Origin of the sequence: Nocardioides euryhalodurans (assembly GCF_004564375.1) — a bacterium.
Lineage (GTDB): Bacteria > Actinomycetota > Actinomycetes > Propionibacteriales > Nocardioidaceae > Nocardioides > Nocardioides euryhalodurans.
In genome coordinates, this window is record NZ_CP038267.1 from 2,761,017 (window position 1) to 2,776,134 (window position 15,118).

General features: G+C 73.4%; 16 protein-coding genes. 7 read left to right on the forward strand and 9 right to left on the reverse strand.

Annotated features, from left to right (window positions below; all coding sequences use genetic code 11):
- Positions 1 to 3: 3 nt before the first annotated feature.
- Positions 4 to 1,050, forward strand: coding sequence for an NAD(P)-dependent alcohol dehydrogenase (locus EXE57_RS13220; protein ID WP_135078223.1), 1,047 nt, complete (start codon positions 4 to 6; stop codon positions 1,048 to 1,050).
- Between the two features lie 66 nt (positions 1,051 to 1,116).
- Positions 1,117 to 1,872: an MOSC domain-containing protein gene (locus EXE57_RS13225; RefSeq protein WP_135078225.1), complete on the forward strand. Its 756-nt coding sequence runs from the start codon at positions 1,117 to 1,119 to the stop codon at positions 1,870 to 1,872.
- 14 nt (positions 1,873 to 1,886) lie between these two features.
- Here EXE57_RS13225 and EXE57_RS13230 read toward each other — a convergent pair whose 3' ends face one another.
- Genes EXE57_RS13230 through EXE57_RS13245 form a run of 4 tightly spaced genes read right to left on the reverse strand, consistent with a single transcriptional unit; the run spans position 1,887 to position 4,499 of the window.
- Positions 1,887 to 2,570, reverse strand: a complete 684-nt coding sequence (locus EXE57_RS13230) for a fumarylacetoacetate hydrolase family protein (RefSeq protein WP_135078227.1) — start codon at positions 2,568 to 2,570, stop codon at positions 1,887 to 1,889.
- The gene (locus EXE57_RS13235) at positions 2,567 to 2,995 is read right to left on the reverse strand and encodes a cupin domain-containing protein (RefSeq protein ID WP_135078230.1); all 429 of its coding nucleotides are present in this window, start codon (positions 2,993 to 2,995) and stop codon (positions 2,567 to 2,569) included. The genes EXE57_RS13230 and EXE57_RS13235 overlap by 4 nt, the downstream gene beginning before the upstream one ends.
- Positions 2,992 to 3,888, reverse strand: coding sequence for an NAD(P)-dependent oxidoreductase (locus EXE57_RS13240; protein ID WP_135078232.1), 897 nt, complete (start codon positions 3,886 to 3,888; stop codon positions 2,992 to 2,994). The genes EXE57_RS13235 and EXE57_RS13240 overlap by 4 nt, the downstream gene beginning before the upstream one ends.
- 14 nt (positions 3,889 to 3,902) lie before the next feature.
- Complete coding sequence (locus tag EXE57_RS13245) at positions 3,903 to 4,499, reverse strand: helix-turn-helix domain-containing protein (RefSeq protein ID WP_135078234.1); 597 nt, start codon at positions 4,497 to 4,499, stop codon at positions 3,903 to 3,905.
- A gap of 75 nt (positions 4,500 to 4,574) precedes the next feature.
- On the opposite strand from EXE57_RS13245, the gene EXE57_RS13250 reads away from it, so the two are divergent.
- Positions 4,575 to 5,012, forward strand: a complete 438-nt coding sequence (locus tag EXE57_RS13250; RefSeq protein WP_135078236.1) for a DUF1801 domain-containing protein — start codon at positions 4,575 to 4,577, stop codon at positions 5,010 to 5,012.
- Here EXE57_RS13250 and EXE57_RS13255 read toward each other — a convergent pair.
- From EXE57_RS13255 to EXE57_RS13275, 5 genes are read right to left on the reverse strand one after another with little or no spacing between them, the layout of a single operon-like run.
- Positions 5,002 to 5,571, reverse strand: coding sequence for a carboxymuconolactone decarboxylase family protein (locus EXE57_RS13255; RefSeq protein ID WP_135078238.1), 570 nt, complete (start codon positions 5,569 to 5,571; stop codon positions 5,002 to 5,004). The genes EXE57_RS13250 and EXE57_RS13255 overlap by 11 nt on opposite strands.
- Before the next feature lie 29 nt (positions 5,572 to 5,600).
- Positions 5,601 to 7,616: a xanthine dehydrogenase family protein molybdopterin-binding subunit gene (locus tag EXE57_RS13260; RefSeq protein WP_135078240.1), complete on the reverse strand. Its 2,016-nt coding sequence runs from the start codon at positions 7,614 to 7,616 to the stop codon at positions 5,601 to 5,603.
- Positions 7,613 to 8,077, reverse strand: coding sequence for a (2Fe-2S)-binding protein (locus EXE57_RS13265; protein WP_135078242.1), 465 nt, complete (start codon positions 8,075 to 8,077; stop codon positions 7,613 to 7,615). The genes EXE57_RS13260 and EXE57_RS13265 overlap by 4 nt, the downstream gene beginning before the upstream one ends.
- Positions 8,074 to 8,733 carry a GntR family transcriptional regulator gene (locus EXE57_RS13270; protein ID WP_135078244.1) on the reverse strand — a complete coding sequence of 220 codons (660 nt, stop codon included), beginning with the start codon at positions 8,731 to 8,733 and terminating at the stop codon, positions 8,074 to 8,076. The genes EXE57_RS13265 and EXE57_RS13270 overlap by 4 nt, the downstream gene beginning before the upstream one ends.
- On the reverse strand, positions 8,730 to 9,260 hold the full coding sequence (locus EXE57_RS13275; RefSeq protein WP_135078246.1) for a VOC family protein: 531 nt from the start codon (positions 9,258 to 9,260) through the stop codon (positions 8,730 to 8,732). The genes EXE57_RS13270 and EXE57_RS13275 overlap by 4 nt, the downstream gene beginning before the upstream one ends.
- Positions 9,261 to 9,406: 146 nt before the next feature.
- Between EXE57_RS13275 and EXE57_RS13280 the strand changes: the two genes are divergently transcribed.
- From EXE57_RS13280 to EXE57_RS13295, 4 genes are read left to right on the forward strand one after another with little or no spacing between them, the layout of a single operon-like run.
- On the forward strand, positions 9,407 to 11,587 hold the full coding sequence (locus tag EXE57_RS13280; RefSeq protein WP_135078248.1) for an alpha-ketoacid dehydrogenase subunit alpha/beta: 2,181 nt from the start codon (positions 9,407 to 9,409) through the stop codon (positions 11,585 to 11,587).
- A 13-nt stretch (positions 11,588 to 11,600) separates the two neighbouring features.
- Positions 11,601 to 12,884: a dihydrolipoamide acetyltransferase family protein gene (locus EXE57_RS13285; RefSeq protein WP_244247092.1), complete on the forward strand. Its 1,284-nt coding sequence runs from the start codon at positions 11,601 to 11,603 to the stop codon at positions 12,882 to 12,884.
- Positions 12,885 to 12,930: 46 nt separating this feature from the next.
- Positions 12,931 to 14,334, forward strand: coding sequence for an amidohydrolase family protein (locus tag EXE57_RS13290; protein ID WP_135078253.1), 1,404 nt, complete (start codon positions 12,931 to 12,933; stop codon positions 14,332 to 14,334).
- A 33-nt stretch (positions 14,335 to 14,367) separates the two neighbouring features.
- Positions 14,368 to 15,042 carry a GntR family transcriptional regulator gene (locus EXE57_RS13295; protein ID WP_135078255.1) on the forward strand — a complete coding sequence of 225 codons (675 nt, stop codon included), beginning with the start codon at positions 14,368 to 14,370 and terminating at the stop codon, positions 15,040 to 15,042.
- Positions 15,043 to 15,118: the final 76 nt, after the last annotated feature.

A 15,118-nucleotide genomic window follows, 5' to 3' on the forward strand; every position in this document is an offset into this window, starting at 1 on the left:
ACCATGCCCACGAACGTCCATGCCTACGCCGCGCCCGCCTCGGGCCAGCCGCTCGCCCCGACCACGATCGAGCGCCGCGACGTCGGCGCCCGCGACGTGCTCATCGACATCGAGTACGCCGGCATCTGCCACTCCGACATCCACACCGTCAACGGCGACTGGGGTCCCCAGCCGTTCCCGGTCGTCCCGGGCCACGAGATCGTCGGCACCGTCGCCGAGGTCGGCGCGGACGTCACCCGGCACCGGGTCGGTGACCGCGTCGGCGTCGGCTGCATGGTCGGCTCCTGCGGCGAGTGCGTGAACTGCGCCAACGGTGACGAGCAGTACTGCGTCGAGGGCATGGTCCCGACGTACGCCGGCACCGACCGCGACGGGACCACGACGCAGGGCGGCTACTCGACCCACGTCGTCGTCGACGCCGACTACGTCCTCTCGGTCCCTGCGGCCCTCGACCCGGCCGCCGCCGCCCCGCTGCTCTGCGCCGGCATCACGACCTATGCCCCGCTGCGGAAGTGGCAGGCCGGCCCGGGCAAGAAGGTCGCCGTCGTCGGGCTCGGCGGGCTCGGCCACATGGCCGTCCAGATCGCCCACGCGATGGGCGCCGAGGTCACGGTGCTGTCGCAGTCGCTGAAGAAGCAGGAGGACGGGCTCCGGCTCGGGGCGGACGACTACTTCGCCACCTCCGACCCGGACACCTTCGATCACCTCGCCGGCCGGTTCGACCTGATCGTCAACACCGTCAGCGCGAGCATCGACCTGGACGCCTACCTCGGGCTGCTCGGTGTCGACGGCACGCTGGTCAACGTCGGCGCCCCGAGCGAGCCGCTGGGCGTCAACGTGTTCTCGCTGCTCAGCAACCGTCGCTCGTTCGCCGGCTCCATGATCGGCGGCATCGCCCTCACGCAGGAGATGCTCGACTTCTGCGCCGAGCACGGGATCGGCGCCGAGGTGGAGGTCATCGCCGCCGACCAGGTCAACGAGGCGTACGAGCGGGTGCTGGCCTCCGACGTCCGCTACCGGTTCGTCATCGACACCGCCACCCTCGGCTGAGCGCGCGGGCGCCTGTTCGGCAGCGGTCGGACGGGCGCCCCGACGCACGGGTGGCAGGGTGGGCGCATGCGGGTCGCGCGGATCGGGTTCACGCCCGTCAAGGGAGGTCGCCACCTGACCCACCCTGCGGTGAGCCTGACCCGGGGCGGGCCGCAGGGAGACCGGAGGTTCTGCCTGGTCGACCTGGCGGCCGGCCGCTGCCTGCGCACGGTCCACCACCCGACCCTGCTCCAGACCTCCGCCGTCTGGGACTGGACGGTGCTGTCCGTGGCGCTCCCCTCGGGCGTGGTCGAGGGCACGCCGGTCGCGACCGGGGAGGTCCACCACGTCGACTACTGGGGCAGGTCCACCGCCGTTGAGGTCGTGGCGGGACCGTGGGCGGCGGCGTACTCCGCCCACCTGGGCCGCGAGGTCGTGCTGGTCTCCGGCGCCCCGGGTGACCTCGTGTACGGCGGTCCGGTCACCCTCGTGACGAGCGCGTCGCTGGCCCGGCTGGCCGACGAGGTCGGCGCGCCCGTCGACGCCGCCCGGTTCCGGGCCACCTTCGAGCTGGACGGCGGGGAGCTGGACCCGGACGCGGAGCAGGAGTGGGTGGGTCGTCGGGTGCGGATCGGCGTGGCCGAGGTCCGCGTCCGCGGCGTCGTGCCCCGCTGCGCGGTGGTCGACGTCCACCCGGAGACCGGGGTCCGCGACCTGGCCCTGCTGTCGTCGCTCGCCGACCGTCGCTCCTCCCGGGGCGAGCCGGTGTTCGGCGTGGACGCGGAGGTCACCGTGCCCGGCCGGATCCATGCCGGAGACGTCGCCACCGTCGTGCCCGGCTGACCGGAGCGCCCGGCTCAGGGGAGCCGGACGGACAGGCTGCCGAGGCCCTTCGCCGCGACCTCCCACACCCCGCTCCCGGCGACGGCGACCGGTGGCACGACCGACCCCGTGATCACCACGTCGCCGGCGCGCAAGCCCTCACCGCAGGCTGCGAGCGTGTCCGCCGTCGACGCGAGCACGCTCCCGAGCTCCCCCGTCAGCGCGGAGGGCTCGGTCGTCGACGCGACGGCGACGCCCTCGCGCGACACCGAGAAGCGACCGGGCGAGGGGAGGTCGGCCACGACCGGCCCCAGCAGCACCTGGCGGTGGAAGATGTTGCCGGCCAGGATCCGCTCGACGTCCGACGGCGTGTGGTCGAGGTCCGCGAGCTCGATCGCGACCGACCAGCCGGCGACCGCGGCGAGCGCCTCGGACCCGGACGCGCCGGCGCCGACGTCGGAGCCCAGGTGGGCGGCGACCTCGGCCTCGAGCACGGGCTTGGTCCAGCCCGAGACGTCGACCGTCGCCCCCGAGGTCAGCAACCGCTCCCGGGTCAGGAAGCCGACGAGCGGGCGGTCCAGCTCGAACGTCGCCAGGGCGGCAGGTGCGCCGAAGCCGACCTTCCAGCCGAGGTGGGCGTCCCCCGCCTCGAGCGCGGCCGAGCGGGCCGCCAGCATCCGGGTGGTGCCGCGGGCGATCCTGGGATCGAGCGGGGTCACGAGGGGTCGTCGAACTCGTCGTCGTCGGACGGCAGCCCGTAGCCGGCGGCTGCCAGCGAGCCGGCGCCGCTCCAGCCCCAGATCAGCAGCACGTCCTCGTCCCCGGTGTTGACGAAGCCGTGCCAGTTGCCGCGCGGCGTGAAGATCACGTCGCCGGCCTGCGACGGCTCGCGGCCGGTGTTGGTGTGGATCTCCCCACGGCCCGACATCACGACCAGGAACTCGTCGGCGTCGGTGTGGAGGTGGCGGTCGTGACGGGCGCCCGGCGGGAGCACCGTACGGCCCACGGTCAGCCCGTCGGAGCCGCCGCGCTCGGAGTTGACGAGGTACTGGACCTGCATGTCGACCCAGCCCTCGTCCTCGCGCAGGTTCTGCTCGAGCGGTACGTCGGCGACGGTGGTCCGGAAGGGAGGCCTGACGGTCATCGGACCTCCACCCCCGCGGCCCGGCGGTAGACGTCGGCGACGCTCACCAGGAAGTCGCGGTCGCTCAGGTCGCTGCTGCGCGCGGCGCTGAGCATCTCGCTGGCCGCCGAGCAGGTCGGCACCATCGCGCCGTAGCGGCGGCCGAGCTCCTGGGCGAGGACGAGGTCCTTCTGCTGCAGCTCCACGTCGGCGTACACGGTGTCGTCGTCGACGAGGAGCGGCGCGCGGTAGCCGATCACGGGCGAGGCGATCACGCTCTTGAGGGCCGCGTCGACGACGGCCGCTCGGCTGACGCCGGCCTTCTCGACCAGGGTCACGGCCTCGGCGAAGGCCGTCACCGAGACCACCAGCGCGAGGTTGATGGCGACCTTGGTGAGGATGGCGTGGCCGTGGGGGCCGATGTAGGTCACCTTGGGGCCGATCGCGTGGAGCAGCTGCTCGACGTGGTCGAAGGCGGCGCGGTCGCCGCCCACCATGACTGACATCTGGCCGGCGGCCAGGGTGGCCGGGCTGCCTGAGACGGGCGTGTCCAGGTAGGACGCCCCGGTCGCCGCGACCTCCTCCGACAGCGCCACGCTGGCCTCGGGGGAGATGGTGCTCAGGTCGGCCCAGACCGTGCCCTCGCGGAGTCCGGCCAGCAGGCCGTCCTCGCCGCGGGCGGCGCCCTCGATGGCCGCGGTGTTGGTGAGCATCGTGAAGACCACGTCGCACCGCTCCGCGACCTCGCGCGGCGTGTCGGCCCAGCCCATGCCGGCGGCGAGCAGGTCCTCGGCCTTGCTCCTGGTCCGGTTCCAGCCGGTGACGGGATGGCCGGCCTCCATCAGGCGGCGGGCGATGCCGCTGCCCATCGCGCCGAGGCCGACGAAGCCGACCTGTTCAATCTGATTAAACATAGCCCGAGATTACCTCAGCCGAGGCGGTTGAACCAGACCGCTCGGGCGGGTTCCTCGCCGAGCGCGTGGAAGCGGTGGGGGACGTCGGACCCGAAGCTGATCGCGTCGCCCGGACCGAGCTCGACCCTCTCGCCACGCACCTCGACGGCGAGCCGGCCGGACAGCAGGTAGCCGTACTCCCAGCCCCGGTGCCGCGCCAGCGGCAGCTCCTCGTGACCGCCGCCGGACTGCTCGCCTGGCCGGTAGGTCACGTGCGCGAAGACCACGCCCGGGTCGTCCTTGCTGCCGAGGTGCTCCCACGTCACGCCGCCCGAGAGCTCGAGCGGCTCGCGCGCCCCGGCCCGCTGCACCACCGGTGAGGACGAACGGCGGCTGCTGCCGTCCGGGAAGACCGCGTCCAGGGACAGCCCGAGCTCGCTCACCAGCGCCCACAAGGTCCCGACCGAGGGTCGCGCCCGACCGGTCTCGATCTGCGAGAGCATGCCCGGGGAGACCCCGACCACCGCGGCGAGCGAGCGCAGCGACGTCCCCCGCGCCTCTCGCGCCTCCCGGATCCGGGCGCCGACGGTCCGCGTCAGCGCGTCCTCGGGGGACTCCGCGTGGTCGGCCATGCCCGGATCGTACGGCTGTCGGACCGATCAGGATCCGAGAAGCCGGGAGCGCTCTGTGTGGGTAGCGTCGGACCCATGCCGACCGAGAAGTCATCAGGATTCACCGACGCCGAGCGCGAGGCCATGAAGGAGCGTGCCGCCGAGCTGCGCGCGAGCGGCAGGGGCGGCCGGAAGCTGGCCGACGACCTGCAGGCCCTCCTCGACAAGATCGCCGAGATGCCGGACCACGACCGCCGGCTCGCCGAGCGGATCCACGCCATCGTCACCGAGGTGGCCCCGGAGCTCCGTGCGAAGACCTGGTACGGGATGCCGGCCTACGCCCGGGACGGGAAGATCGTCTGCTTCTTCCAGGCGGCCGCGAAGTTCGACGCGCGCTACGCCACCTTCGGCTTCAACGACCCGGCGACGCTCGACGACGGCACGATGTGGCCCACGGCGTACGCCGTCACCGACCTCACGCCGGCCGACGAGTCGACCATCGCCGCGCTGGTCGAGCGGGCCGTCAGCTCCTGACGCCCGGCGCGATCCCGGCCGTCGAGTCGATGCCCTCGACGTCGTACTCCTGGTGGCCGATCCCCAGCAGCCGGATCCACGACTGCTGCCCGAAGGTCAGCGCGACGAAGCACCCGAGCTCGACCAGCTCCCGCTCGGTGAAGTGTGCGTGCAGCCGCGACCACAGGCCGTCGAGGTCCTGCTCGCCCCACGCGATCGCCTGGGCGTACGCCAACGCCGCCTTCTGGCGGTCGTCGTAGCCGGCGGCGGCCTCGAAGTTGAGCAGGTCGTCGTCGGCGTACTCCGGCAGGCCGGCGGTCGACGAGCGCTGGTTGCCGCAGAACTGACAGTTGGTCGTCCGGGTGATGTAGAGCCGGCACAGCTCCTTGGTGGCGTGGTCGAGCTCGCCCTCGCGGAAGGTGGCGTGCCAGTAGGGGGTGAAGGTCTTGAAGACCTCGGGCGCGTGCGCCCGGATCGCCGAGCTCTCCGGGCGGGGTGTGCCCTCGCGGGCGCAGCGCTCCATCTCGGTGCGCATCTCCTCGTCCATCGCGTCCATCGGTACGTAGCTGATGCGGGGCATGGTGGGTCCTCTCGGTCGGGTGGTGCGGGTCAGGCGTCGGCCGCCTCGATGGCGCGGACGATGGCGTCGGGGGTGAGGGGGAGGTCGCGCACGCGGACGCCGAGCGCCGCGTGGACGGCGTTGGCGAGCGCGGCCGCGGTCGGTCCCTGGGCGGCCTCACCGGCCCCCACGGGCGGCTCGGCGCTCGCCACGAGCTCGACCGCCACGGGCGGCGCCTCTGAGAAGCGGAGCACCGGGTAGGTCTCCCAGTCGGTCGTCAGCAGCCGATGCCGGTCGAACCGGACCCGTTCGTGCAGCGTCCAGCTGGTGGCCTGCGTGGCGCCGCCCTCGAGCTGGTTGCGGGCGCCGTCGGGGTTGACCACCTCGCCGACGTCGGCGACGACCGTGAGCCGGCGTACGCGGACCTCGCTGTGCACGGCCACCTCGGCGACGACCGCGCAGTGGGCTCCGGTGCCCTTGTAGCGGGCGTACCCCAGGCCGCGCCCCACGTCCTCGGGCAGCGGTGCACCCCACTCGGCGAGCCGGCCGGCGGTCTCGAGGACACGGACCCCGCGGGGGTCGTCGAGGTGGTCGAGCCGGAGCTGCAGCGGGTCCGCGCCGGCCGCGTCGGCGAGCTCGTCGAGGAAGCACTCGATCGCGAAGACGTTGAGGTAGGCCCCCAGCGCCCGCATCGCCGAGGTCCGCAGCGGGGAGTCGAGCTTGCGGTGGCCGGCGACCCGGCGCGGACCCACCGTGTAGCCGGGCACGGCGTTGCGGGTGGTCCCGCCGCCGGCGGCCAGCGGCGGGTCGTGCGCGGGCGGCAGTGGCGTCGGCTCGGCCAGGTGGGCTCCTGCCAGGAGACCCGGCGTGCCGCGGAAGCCGGGGCGCGAGCTGTGGCCCTGGCTCCACACGTCGTGGCTCCAACCGGTCACCCGTCCGCCCTCCAGCGTCGCCGAGAGCGTCGCGGTCATCGCCGAGGAGAGCGGCCCCCAGGTCAGCTCGTCGGGGCGGGTCCAGCGGGCGAGCACCGGCCGACCCGGGACCGCACGGGCGAGCAGCGCGGCATCCAGGGCCGCGTCGTCGGCCGCGTTGTGGCCGTAGCACCCGGCGTTCTCGACGTGCTCAACGGTGACGTCCACCGCGGGGATCCCGAGGACCGCGGCCAGCGCGTCGCGCAGCGCGTGGATGCCCTGGCTGTGGCTCATCACGTGCAGCAGGTCGTCGTCCCACCGGGCGATGGCCGTGCTGGGGGCGATCGAGCCGTGGGCCAGGAACGGCTTGGAGTACGTCGCCGACAGGGTCGGCTCCGGCAGGGTTCCCTCGTCGAGGACCGGCACCTCCTCGTGCTCCCCGCTGCGCAGCCAGGCGACCAGGTCGTCCTCGTCGGGCAGCAGGTCGCCCTCGTCCCACCGGGCGTCGCGCCCGAGCCGCTCGAGCGCCCGGTCGACGTCGACCTCCCGCTCGCCGACGACCCCGAGGAACGAGCCGTCGCGAACGAGCTCGACACCGGGCGCCTTCCAGTCCTCGTCGAGGGCCAGCAGCCGCGCGCCGGGAGAGGGTGGCCGGAGCACCCGGCCGTGGAGCAGGCCCGGGGGCCGCTGGTCGGCGAGGAAGCGGGGTCGGCCGAGCACCTTGTCGGGCAGGTCGAGCCGCGGCTCGCTGCGTCCGACGACCGACACGGGAGCCGGGTCTGCAGGAGCGACCTCCCGCAGGTCGGTGTCGGGGTCGAGGGCGGCGACGCGGTCGACGTACGCCGCCTCGGGGGCGGTCGGGCCGGCGAGCGCGCGGACCACCCCGCCGACGCGGCGCAGCGCGGGGGCGGACTGCAGCACCGACAGGCTGCCCGCGGTGAGCCCCTGGTCGGGGCCGCGGGTGGTGTGGGCGGTCACCATCCGGACCCGGGCCAGCGGGAGGGCGAGGGCGTCGGCCGCCACCTGGGCGAGCGCGGTGAGGATGCCCTGCCCGAGCTCGACCTTGCCGACGTGGACCTCGACCTGCCCGTCCGCGACGGAGATCCAGGTGCCCAGTCGGGGATTGGCCTCGACGTGGGCCGGCACCGTGCTCATCCGGGATCTCCCGCGGCCAGCACGGCCTCGACGATCCGCCGGTGGGTGCCACAGCGGCAGAGGTTGCGGTCGAGCGCCTCGGCGACCCGCGCGGCGTCGGCGTCGGGCTCCTCGTCGAGCAGCGCCGCGGCCCGGACCACGATGCCCGAGAGGCAGAAGCCGCACTGGGCGGCCTGCCGCTCGAGGATCGACCGCTGCACCGGGTGGGAGCCGTCGCCGGCGAGCCCCTCGACCGTCGTGACCGCCTGGCCCTCGACCTGCCACACCGGCGTCTGGCACGACGGCACCACCGCGGTGCCGCCGTCGCCGTCGAGGCGTACGAAGCACGCCCCGCACAGACCCTGCCCGCAGCCGAACCGGGTCCCGACCAGGCCCAGCTCGTCGCGCAGGGCGGTGAGCAACGGGGTGTCCCCGTCGCTGGTCAGGGTGACGGCGACGCCGTTGACGGTCACCTCGGTCATGGCCCGGCGAACACCTCCGGGTGCTGGGCGAGCTCGATCCGGGTCCGCCGGATGTGGCCGCCGAGGTAGCGCTCCGCGTCCTGCACGTCCCGGCGGACCACGGCGTCGAGGATCAGCCGGTGCTCGCTGTTGACGACCCACATCCGGTTGCGCCCGCCGAGCGCGACGTAGGTCCGACGGTAGTGCTGGGTGGAGTTCCACAGCCGGGCCACGTTGGTCATGAGCGGGTCGATGTCACAGCCGGAGTAGGTGAGCATGTGGAACTCGCGGTCGAGGTCGAGGAACTTCTCGAGGTCGTCGTTGTCCTCGATCCGCTGCTGCACCTCCTCGAGCCGCTCGTGGTCCGCGGCGTTGAGCCGGGGCAGGCTCTCGACCAGCGCCAGCGGCTCCAGGCGCTCCCGCATCTGGTAGATCACGTCGACCTCGTGCTGGGAGAGCCGCGGGACCCGAGCGCCCTTGTGGGCCTCGTGCTCGGTGAGGCCCTCCGCCTCGAGCATCCGCAGCGCCTCGCGCACCGGCAGCCGGCTGGCCCCGAGCCGCTCGGCGACCTCCTCCTGGCGGATCCGGTCGCCGGGGCGGAGCTCCCCACCCAGGATCGCCTCCCGGAGGTACGCCGCCACCCGCGTGCTGCCGATGCCGCTGCTGGTCTCGCTCATGGCACCGGATTCTCGTCGCTCGCGGGGCGGGCGCGCTCGCGGTCCCACCGCTTGCCACCGGGGGCAGAGACCAGCTCGAGCTGCATCCCCCACGGGGCGAAGAAGTAGATCCACCGGTTTCCCTCGGCCGGACCGCTGCTGGCGGTGGGGCCGTCGAGCACGCGGACGCCGTGGTCGCGCAGGTGGGCGACGGCCACGTCGAGGTCGTCGACGTACAGCGCGAGGTGGTGGCCGCCGACGTCGCTGTTGCGCGGCCGGACGGTGCGCTGGTCGGGGGAGGAGTAGTGGAAGACCTCGAGGAGGGTCTGGTCGCCGCAGCGAAACCAGCGGTTCTCGACCATCACGGCGTCGGGGTGGACGTCGAGGTGGGTGGTCATCCAGTCGTCCCCCTCGTCCGGGTGGGAGAACGGTCCGAGGGAGTAGAGGTACTCGCAGCCGAGGACCTCGACCAGGAAGCGGTGCGCCTCCGCGAGGTCGGGGACGGTGAAGCCCACGTGGTCCAGCCGTCGCAACCCGGGCAGGCCCATGCGTACCCCTTCTGGATCCGAAATGACTGGTCGCACCAGCAAAGCACGCGTGCTCGTGCGATGTCCATCACCTCCGAGGGTAGCGATTGGATCCAATCGTGTGTCACAGTGGCCAGACCCGGGCGCCCCGCACCGCAGGAGGACGCATGCCTCAGCACCACCCGCTCCAGCCCGCCGCACCCTGGGTGGAGATGGTCGCGACCGACGCCGACTGGGACGTCGCCGACCCCGGGCTGCTGCGCACGATCTACGCCCAGCTGGTGTGGATCCGGGCCTTCGAGCAGTACGTCCTCGAGCTCGCCGGCGCCGGGCTGGTCCACGGGCCGGCCCACTCGAGCATCGGGCAGGAGGGCGGCGCGGTGGGCTCGGTGCTGGCGCTCACCAGCGAGGACTCCGTCAACGGCTCCCACCGGGGCCACCACCAGTTCCTCGCCAAGGCGCTCCACCACGTCGAGCCCAAGGGCATGGACCCGCTCGCGCCGCCGTCGCCGGAGGCCCGCGACGTGCTGCTCCGGACGCTCGCCGAGATCTGCGGGCTGGACCGCGGGTGGAGCCACGGCCGGGGCGGGTCGATGCACCTGCAGTGGAAGGAGGCCGGGGCGATGGGCACCAACGCCATCGTCGGCGGCGGGGTGCCGCAGGCGGCCGGCTTCGCCTTCGCCCACCAGCGGTCCGGGACCGACGCGGTGGCGGTCACCTACTTCGGGGACGGCGCCGCCAACATCGGCTCGACCCTGGAGTCGATGAACCTCGCCGGCGCCTGGTCGCTGCCGGTCTGCTTCTTCGTCGAGAACAACCAGTACGCCGTCTCCACCTCGGTCGCCGAGGCGACCGCCGACCCGCGGCTGTCGGGGCGCGGCGCCGGCTTCGGCCTGGCCTCGTGGCGCGTCGACGGGATGGACCCGCTGGCCGTGCACCTCGCGATGACCGAGGCGGTGGAGCACATGCGGCGCGGCCGCGGCGCCACGGTCGTCGAGGTCGACACCTACCGCTTCTTCCACCAGAACGGCGGCTTCGCGGGCAGTGCCTTCGGCTACCGCGACAAGGCCGAGGAGCAGGCCTGGCGCGAGCGCGACCCGCTGGTGACCACCGCGGCCCAGCTGCAGCGGCTGGGGCTGATGACGCCTGAGGAGACCGAGCGAGCGGCCGCGCAGGCGCGCGAGGTGATGGAGCAGGTCGGCTCCGAGCTGCTCGAGCCCGTCCCCGGGGGCAAGCCCGGCCAGCGTCGGATCAAGGAGCAGGAGTGGCCCGACCCGACGTGGGTCGACGTCGGCGTTCGCGGCGACCTGGGCGAGTTCGACGACGCCCCCGTGGTCGCGCCCGACGGCTTCGCGGTCGACGTCGAGGAGACCCGCTTCATCGACGCCGTCGCCGCGGTGATGGGTCGCCGCATGGAGACCGACCCGGGTGTGGTCGTCATGGGCGAGGACGTCCACCGCCTCAACGGCGGCACCAACGGCGCCACCCGCGGCCTGGCCGACCGCTTCCCGGGGCGGGTGCTCGGCACCCCGATCAGCGAGAACGCCTTCACCGGGCTCGCCTGCGGCGTGGCCCTCGACGGCCGCTTCACCCCGGTCGTGGAGTTCATGTACGCCGACTTCATGTGGGTCGCGGCCGACCAGCTCTTCAACCAGGTGGCCAAGGCCCGCCACATGTACGGCGGCGAGAACGGCGTGCCCCTGGTGCTGCGCAGCAAGGTCGCGATGGGCACCGGCTACGGCTCCCAGCACTCGATGGATCCGGCGGGGATCCTCGCCACCTCGGCGGGCTGGCGGATCGTCGCGCCGTCCACGCCCTACGACTACGTCGGGCTGATGAACTCCGCCCTGCGCTGCCAGGACCCCGTGGTGGTGCTCGAGCACGTCGACCTCTACACCTCGACCGGTCCCGGACCCGTCGACGACCTCGACTACTGCCTGCCCGTCGGCAAGGCGGCCGTGCGCCGAGCGGGCACGGACGTCACGATCCTGACCTACCTCGGGATGGTGCCGTACGTCCTCGAGGCGGTCGAGGAGTTCGGGCAGGTGGACGCCGAGGTGATCGACCTGCGCTGGCTCGACCGGGCCAGCATCGACTGGGACACCATCGAGGCATCCCTCACCAGGACCAACCAGCTGCTGATCGCCGAGCAGGGTGCGGTCGGCACGTCGTACGGCGGCTGGCTGGCCGACGAGATCCACCGCCGGTTCTTCGACCTGCTCGACGCGCCCGTCCGCCGGGTGACCGGGGCCGAGGCCTCGCCCAGCATCAGCAGAGTGCTGGAGCGCGCGGCCATCGCCCAGAAGGACGAGGTCATCGCCGAGCTCGCCGAGATCGCGAGGTACTGAGGTGCCGCGCGTGATGCGGATGCCCGGCGTCTCGGCGGACGCCACGGCCGCGGTGCTCGCGGAGTGGCTGGTCGCCGAGGACGCCGAGTTCGCCGCCGCCGAGGCCCTGGCCACCGTCGAGACCGACAAGGCGCTGGTCGACGTCGAGGCCGACGCCGCCGGCGTGGTGCTCAAGACGCTGGTCCCGCCCGGGGCGCAGGTCGACGTCGGCGCGCCGATCGCCGTCCTGGGCAGCCCCGGCGAGCAGGTCGACGACCTCGACGCCCTCCTGAGGGAGCTGGGCGTCGCCGAAGCCTCCGCCCCCGTCGTCCCGGACCGCCGGGACGTCCCAGACACCGACCCGGGCTCGGGGTCCCCCGTACCCGAGCCCGGGCCGGTCACCACCCCCACCCCCACGCCCGACCAGACACCTGCGCCGGTGCCGCCGGCGCCGAACGGGCGGGTGTTCGCGAGCCCGCTGGCGCGGAAGATGGCGCGCGAGGCCGGCATCCCGGTGGAGGAGATCGACGGCACCGGGCCCCGCCATCGCGTGCTGAGACGCGACGTCGAGGCTGCGATCGCCCACCGCTCGGCCTCGCCGCCGGAGACGGCCGCGCCGCTCCGGCCCGACGTGGGAGGGGCGTACGAGGAGGTGCCGCACACCCGGGCCCGTCGGCTGACCGCCGACCGACTGGTGGCGAGCAAGCAGCAGGCACCCCACTTCTACCTCCGGACGACCGTCCGCGCCGAGCGGCTCCTCGCCCTGCGCGAGGAGCTCAACGACGGCGCCGAGGTCCGGGTCTCGGTCAACGACCTGGTGGTGAGGGCCGTCGCCGTGGCCCACCGCAGGGTGCCCGAGCTCAACGTGACCTGGACGTCCGAGGCGGTCCGCGTGCACCGGGCGGCCGACGTGGCCGTCGCCGTCGCGACGGAGCACGGCCTGCTGACCCCGGTCGTGCGTGACGTCGGCAGCCTGCCGATCACGACGCTCGCCGCAGTGGTGCGCGACCTCGCCGACCGGGCGCGGCAGCGCCGGCTGAAGCAGGCCGAGCTCGAGGGCGGCTCGATCACGGTCACCAACCTGGGCATGTACGGCGTCGAGGAGTTCGCCGCCATCATCAACCCGCCCCACGCCGCGATCCTCGCGGTGGGTGCGGTCCGCGAGGAGCCGGTCGTCGAGGACGGCGCCGTGGTCGCGGGGAAGGTCATGACGCTGACCCTCTCGGTCGACCACCGGCCGGTCGACGGTGTCGTGGCGGCACGCTGGCTGGCGGTGCTCACGGAGCTTCTGGAGCGGCCGGTGCGGCTGCTCGCCTGAGCCCGGAGCCGTCCGGCTCGGGGCAGTCCTGCGAGAGGGAGACACCATGGAGATCACCAGGAGGTCCGTGCTGGGCGGGGCGGCTGCGGCCGGCGCGCTCGGGACGGCCACGGGGGTGGCCGCGCCGGCGACGGCAGGCCGGGGGCAGCGCCGCGACCACCGCCACCGCGAGTTCGTCGTCACCGGCGCCCACGTCATCTCCATGGACCCGACGATCGGCGACCTGCCCGACGGGGACGTGCACGTTCGCAACGGCGAGATCGTCGCGGTGGGCCGGGGGCTGAAGGTCCGCGCTCCCAAGGTCGACGGCCGCGGCATGATCGCGATGCCGGGCCTCGTCGACACCCACTGGCACCTGTGGACCACCCTCTACCGGTCGATGTCGAGCTCCTCGCCGGAGACGGCGTACTTCGCGCTCAACGTGCGCAACGGCGTGCGCTGCCTCCCCTCCGACCTCTTCCACGGCACCCGGCTCGGGCTGGTCGACGCCCTCAACACCGGCATCACCACGGTCCACGACTGGGCCCACAACCTGCGCTCGCCCGAGCACGCGGACGGCAACCTGCAGGCGCACGAGGAGATCGGGCTGCGCGGCCGCTTCTCCTACGGCACCCCGCAGGGCTACCCGCTGACGCAGATCATCGACCTCGCCGACATCGCCCGGGTCCAGGACGAGTGGTTCGCGTCCGGCAGGCTGCCCCTGATGCACCTCGGGCTCGCGGGCCGACCGCCCGGACTCGCGCCGGAGTCGGTCTTCCGTCCCGAGTACGACGCCGCACGCGAGCTCGGCATCCCGGTCAGCTACCACGCCAACTCGACCCGCGCCCAGGGCGCGCTCGGGATGATCCGGCAGCTCGGCGAGCAGTCGATGCTCACCCCGGACACCCAGCTGATCCACGCGCTCTACACCACCGAGGCCGAGCGGGCGCTGGTCCGCGAGACCGGTGCCTCGGTCAGCATCAGCCCCTGGTCCGAGCTCCTCATCGGGTACGGCGTCACGCCGGTGCCCGAGATGGAGGCGAGCGGCTTGCTGCTGACCCTGTCGGTGGACACCCTCCCGCTCACGGGGTCGGCCGACCTCTGGTCCGTGCTCAGGCTGACGACCGGCCTGCACCGCGGCATCGCCGAGCAGGAGCTGTCGATCAGCACCCGCCGGGTCCTGGAGATGGCGACCGTCGACGCCGCCCGCAGCCTCGGGCTCGGCGACGTCGTTGGCTCGCTCACGCCGGGCAAGCGGGCCGACCTGATCCTGGTCCGGGAGCACGACATCGGCACCGCGCCGGTGACCGACGTCCCCAACACGCTCGCACTCGCGACCGGGGCGGAGAACGTGGACACCGTGATCGTCGACGGACGGATCCGCAAGCGCGGCGGGCGGCTCGTCGACATCGACGAGGAGCAGGTCGTCCGCGAGACCGAGCAGGCGCTGGCGGCCCTCCTGGCGCGCTGACCCGACAATCGATTCCGGCGCTAGACTCTGGCCGTGGCACGGCGTGGTGACAGCGACAGTCTGGCCCTCGAGGTCTACGAGCAGCTGCGCGCCGACATCCTCGAGCAGCAGGTGCAGCCGGGCGAGCGCCTCAAGCAGCTCGAGATCGGCCGCCGGCTGGGGGTCAGCGCCGGGGTGATGCGCGAGGCGCTTGGCCTGCTCTCCACCCAGGGTCTGGTGCGGCTCGAGCGCAACCGCGGCTACTGCGTGACGCCCCTGTCCGAGCAGTCCTTCGCCGAGGTCGTCGAGGCCCGGGGCCTGGTCGAGGGGATCACGCTGAGGCTCTCGGTGAGTCGTGGCGACCTCGACTGGGAGTCCGACGTGGTGGCCGCCCACCACCGGCTGGCCCGCGAGCCCCGGCAGTCCGCGGAGCAGCCCGACCGCCGCAACCCGGAGTGGGCGAGGGCCCACTCCGCCTTCCACCGGGCGTTGCTCCAGGCCTGTGGCAACTCCCTGATGCTGGAGGTGTGCGAGCGGTTCTGGGACTCCGCGGAGCTGCACCGCCTCTGGGTCGCCGACCCGGAGGAGTCGGAGCGCGACGTGGCCGGTGAGCACCGGGCGCTCCTGGACGCGGCGCTGGACCGCGACGCCGTCCGGGCAGAGCGGTTGCTCGAGGAGCACATGGCGATGCCCGAGGGCTTCTCGTGGGTCGGGCGCACCCTGGGCTGACCCGGAGGAGAAGAATCATTTCTCCTGTCGGTAAACGACTCTTGTGAGCCGCGTCACTCTGGGCCTAGGATCGCCA

What these genes read in the sequence shown, in the direction of transcription:
- EXE57_RS13275 (WP_135078246.1), bottom strand. Translation starts at nt 9,260, where the DNA reads ATGGGCCTGCCCGGGTTGCGACGGCTGGACCACGTGGGCTTCACCGTC.
- EXE57_RS13290 (WP_135078253.1), top strand. Translation starts at nt 12,931, where the DNA reads ATGGAGATCACCAGGAGGTCCGTGCTGGGCGGGGCGGCTGCGGCCGGC.
- EXE57_RS13280 (WP_135078248.1), top strand. Translation starts at nt 9,407, where the DNA reads ATGCCTCAGCACCACCCGCTCCAGCCCGCCGCACCCTGGGTGGAGATG.
- EXE57_RS13270 (WP_135078244.1), bottom strand. Translation starts at nt 8,733, where the DNA reads ATGAGCGAGACCAGCAGCGGCATCGGCAGCACGCGGGTGGCGGCGTAC.
- EXE57_RS13245 (WP_135078234.1), bottom strand. Translation starts at nt 4,499, where the DNA reads ATGGCCGACCACGCGGAGTCCCCCGAGGACGCGCTGACGCGGACCGTC.
- EXE57_RS13265 (WP_135078242.1), bottom strand. Translation starts at nt 8,077, where the DNA reads ATGACCGAGGTGACCGTCAACGGCGTCGCCGTCACCCTGACCAGCGAC.
- EXE57_RS13220 (WP_135078223.1), top strand. Translation starts at nt 4, where the DNA reads ATGCCCACGAACGTCCATGCCTACGCCGCGCCCGCCTCGGGCCAGCCG.
- EXE57_RS13260 (WP_135078240.1), bottom strand. Translation starts at nt 7,616, where the DNA reads ATGAGCACGGTGCCGGCCCACGTCGAGGCCAATCCCCGACTGGGCACC.
- EXE57_RS13225 (WP_135078225.1), top strand. Translation starts at nt 1,117, where the DNA reads ATGCGGGTCGCGCGGATCGGGTTCACGCCCGTCAAGGGAGGTCGCCAC.
- EXE57_RS13250 (WP_135078236.1), top strand. Translation starts at nt 4,575, where the DNA reads ATGCCGACCGAGAAGTCATCAGGATTCACCGACGCCGAGCGCGAGGCC.
- EXE57_RS13285 (WP_244247092.1), top strand. Translation starts at nt 11,601, where the DNA reads ATGCGGATGCCCGGCGTCTCGGCGGACGCCACGGCCGCGGTGCTCGCG.
- EXE57_RS13235 (WP_135078230.1), bottom strand. Translation starts at nt 2,995, where the DNA reads ATGACCGTCAGGCCTCCCTTCCGGACCACCGTCGCCGACGTACCGCTC.
- EXE57_RS13255 (WP_135078238.1), bottom strand. Translation starts at nt 5,571, where the DNA reads ATGCCCCGCATCAGCTACGTACCGATGGACGCGATGGACGAGGAGATG.
- EXE57_RS13240 (WP_135078232.1), bottom strand. Translation starts at nt 3,888, where the DNA reads ATGTTTAATCAGATTGAACAGGTCGGCTTCGTCGGCCTCGGCGCGATG.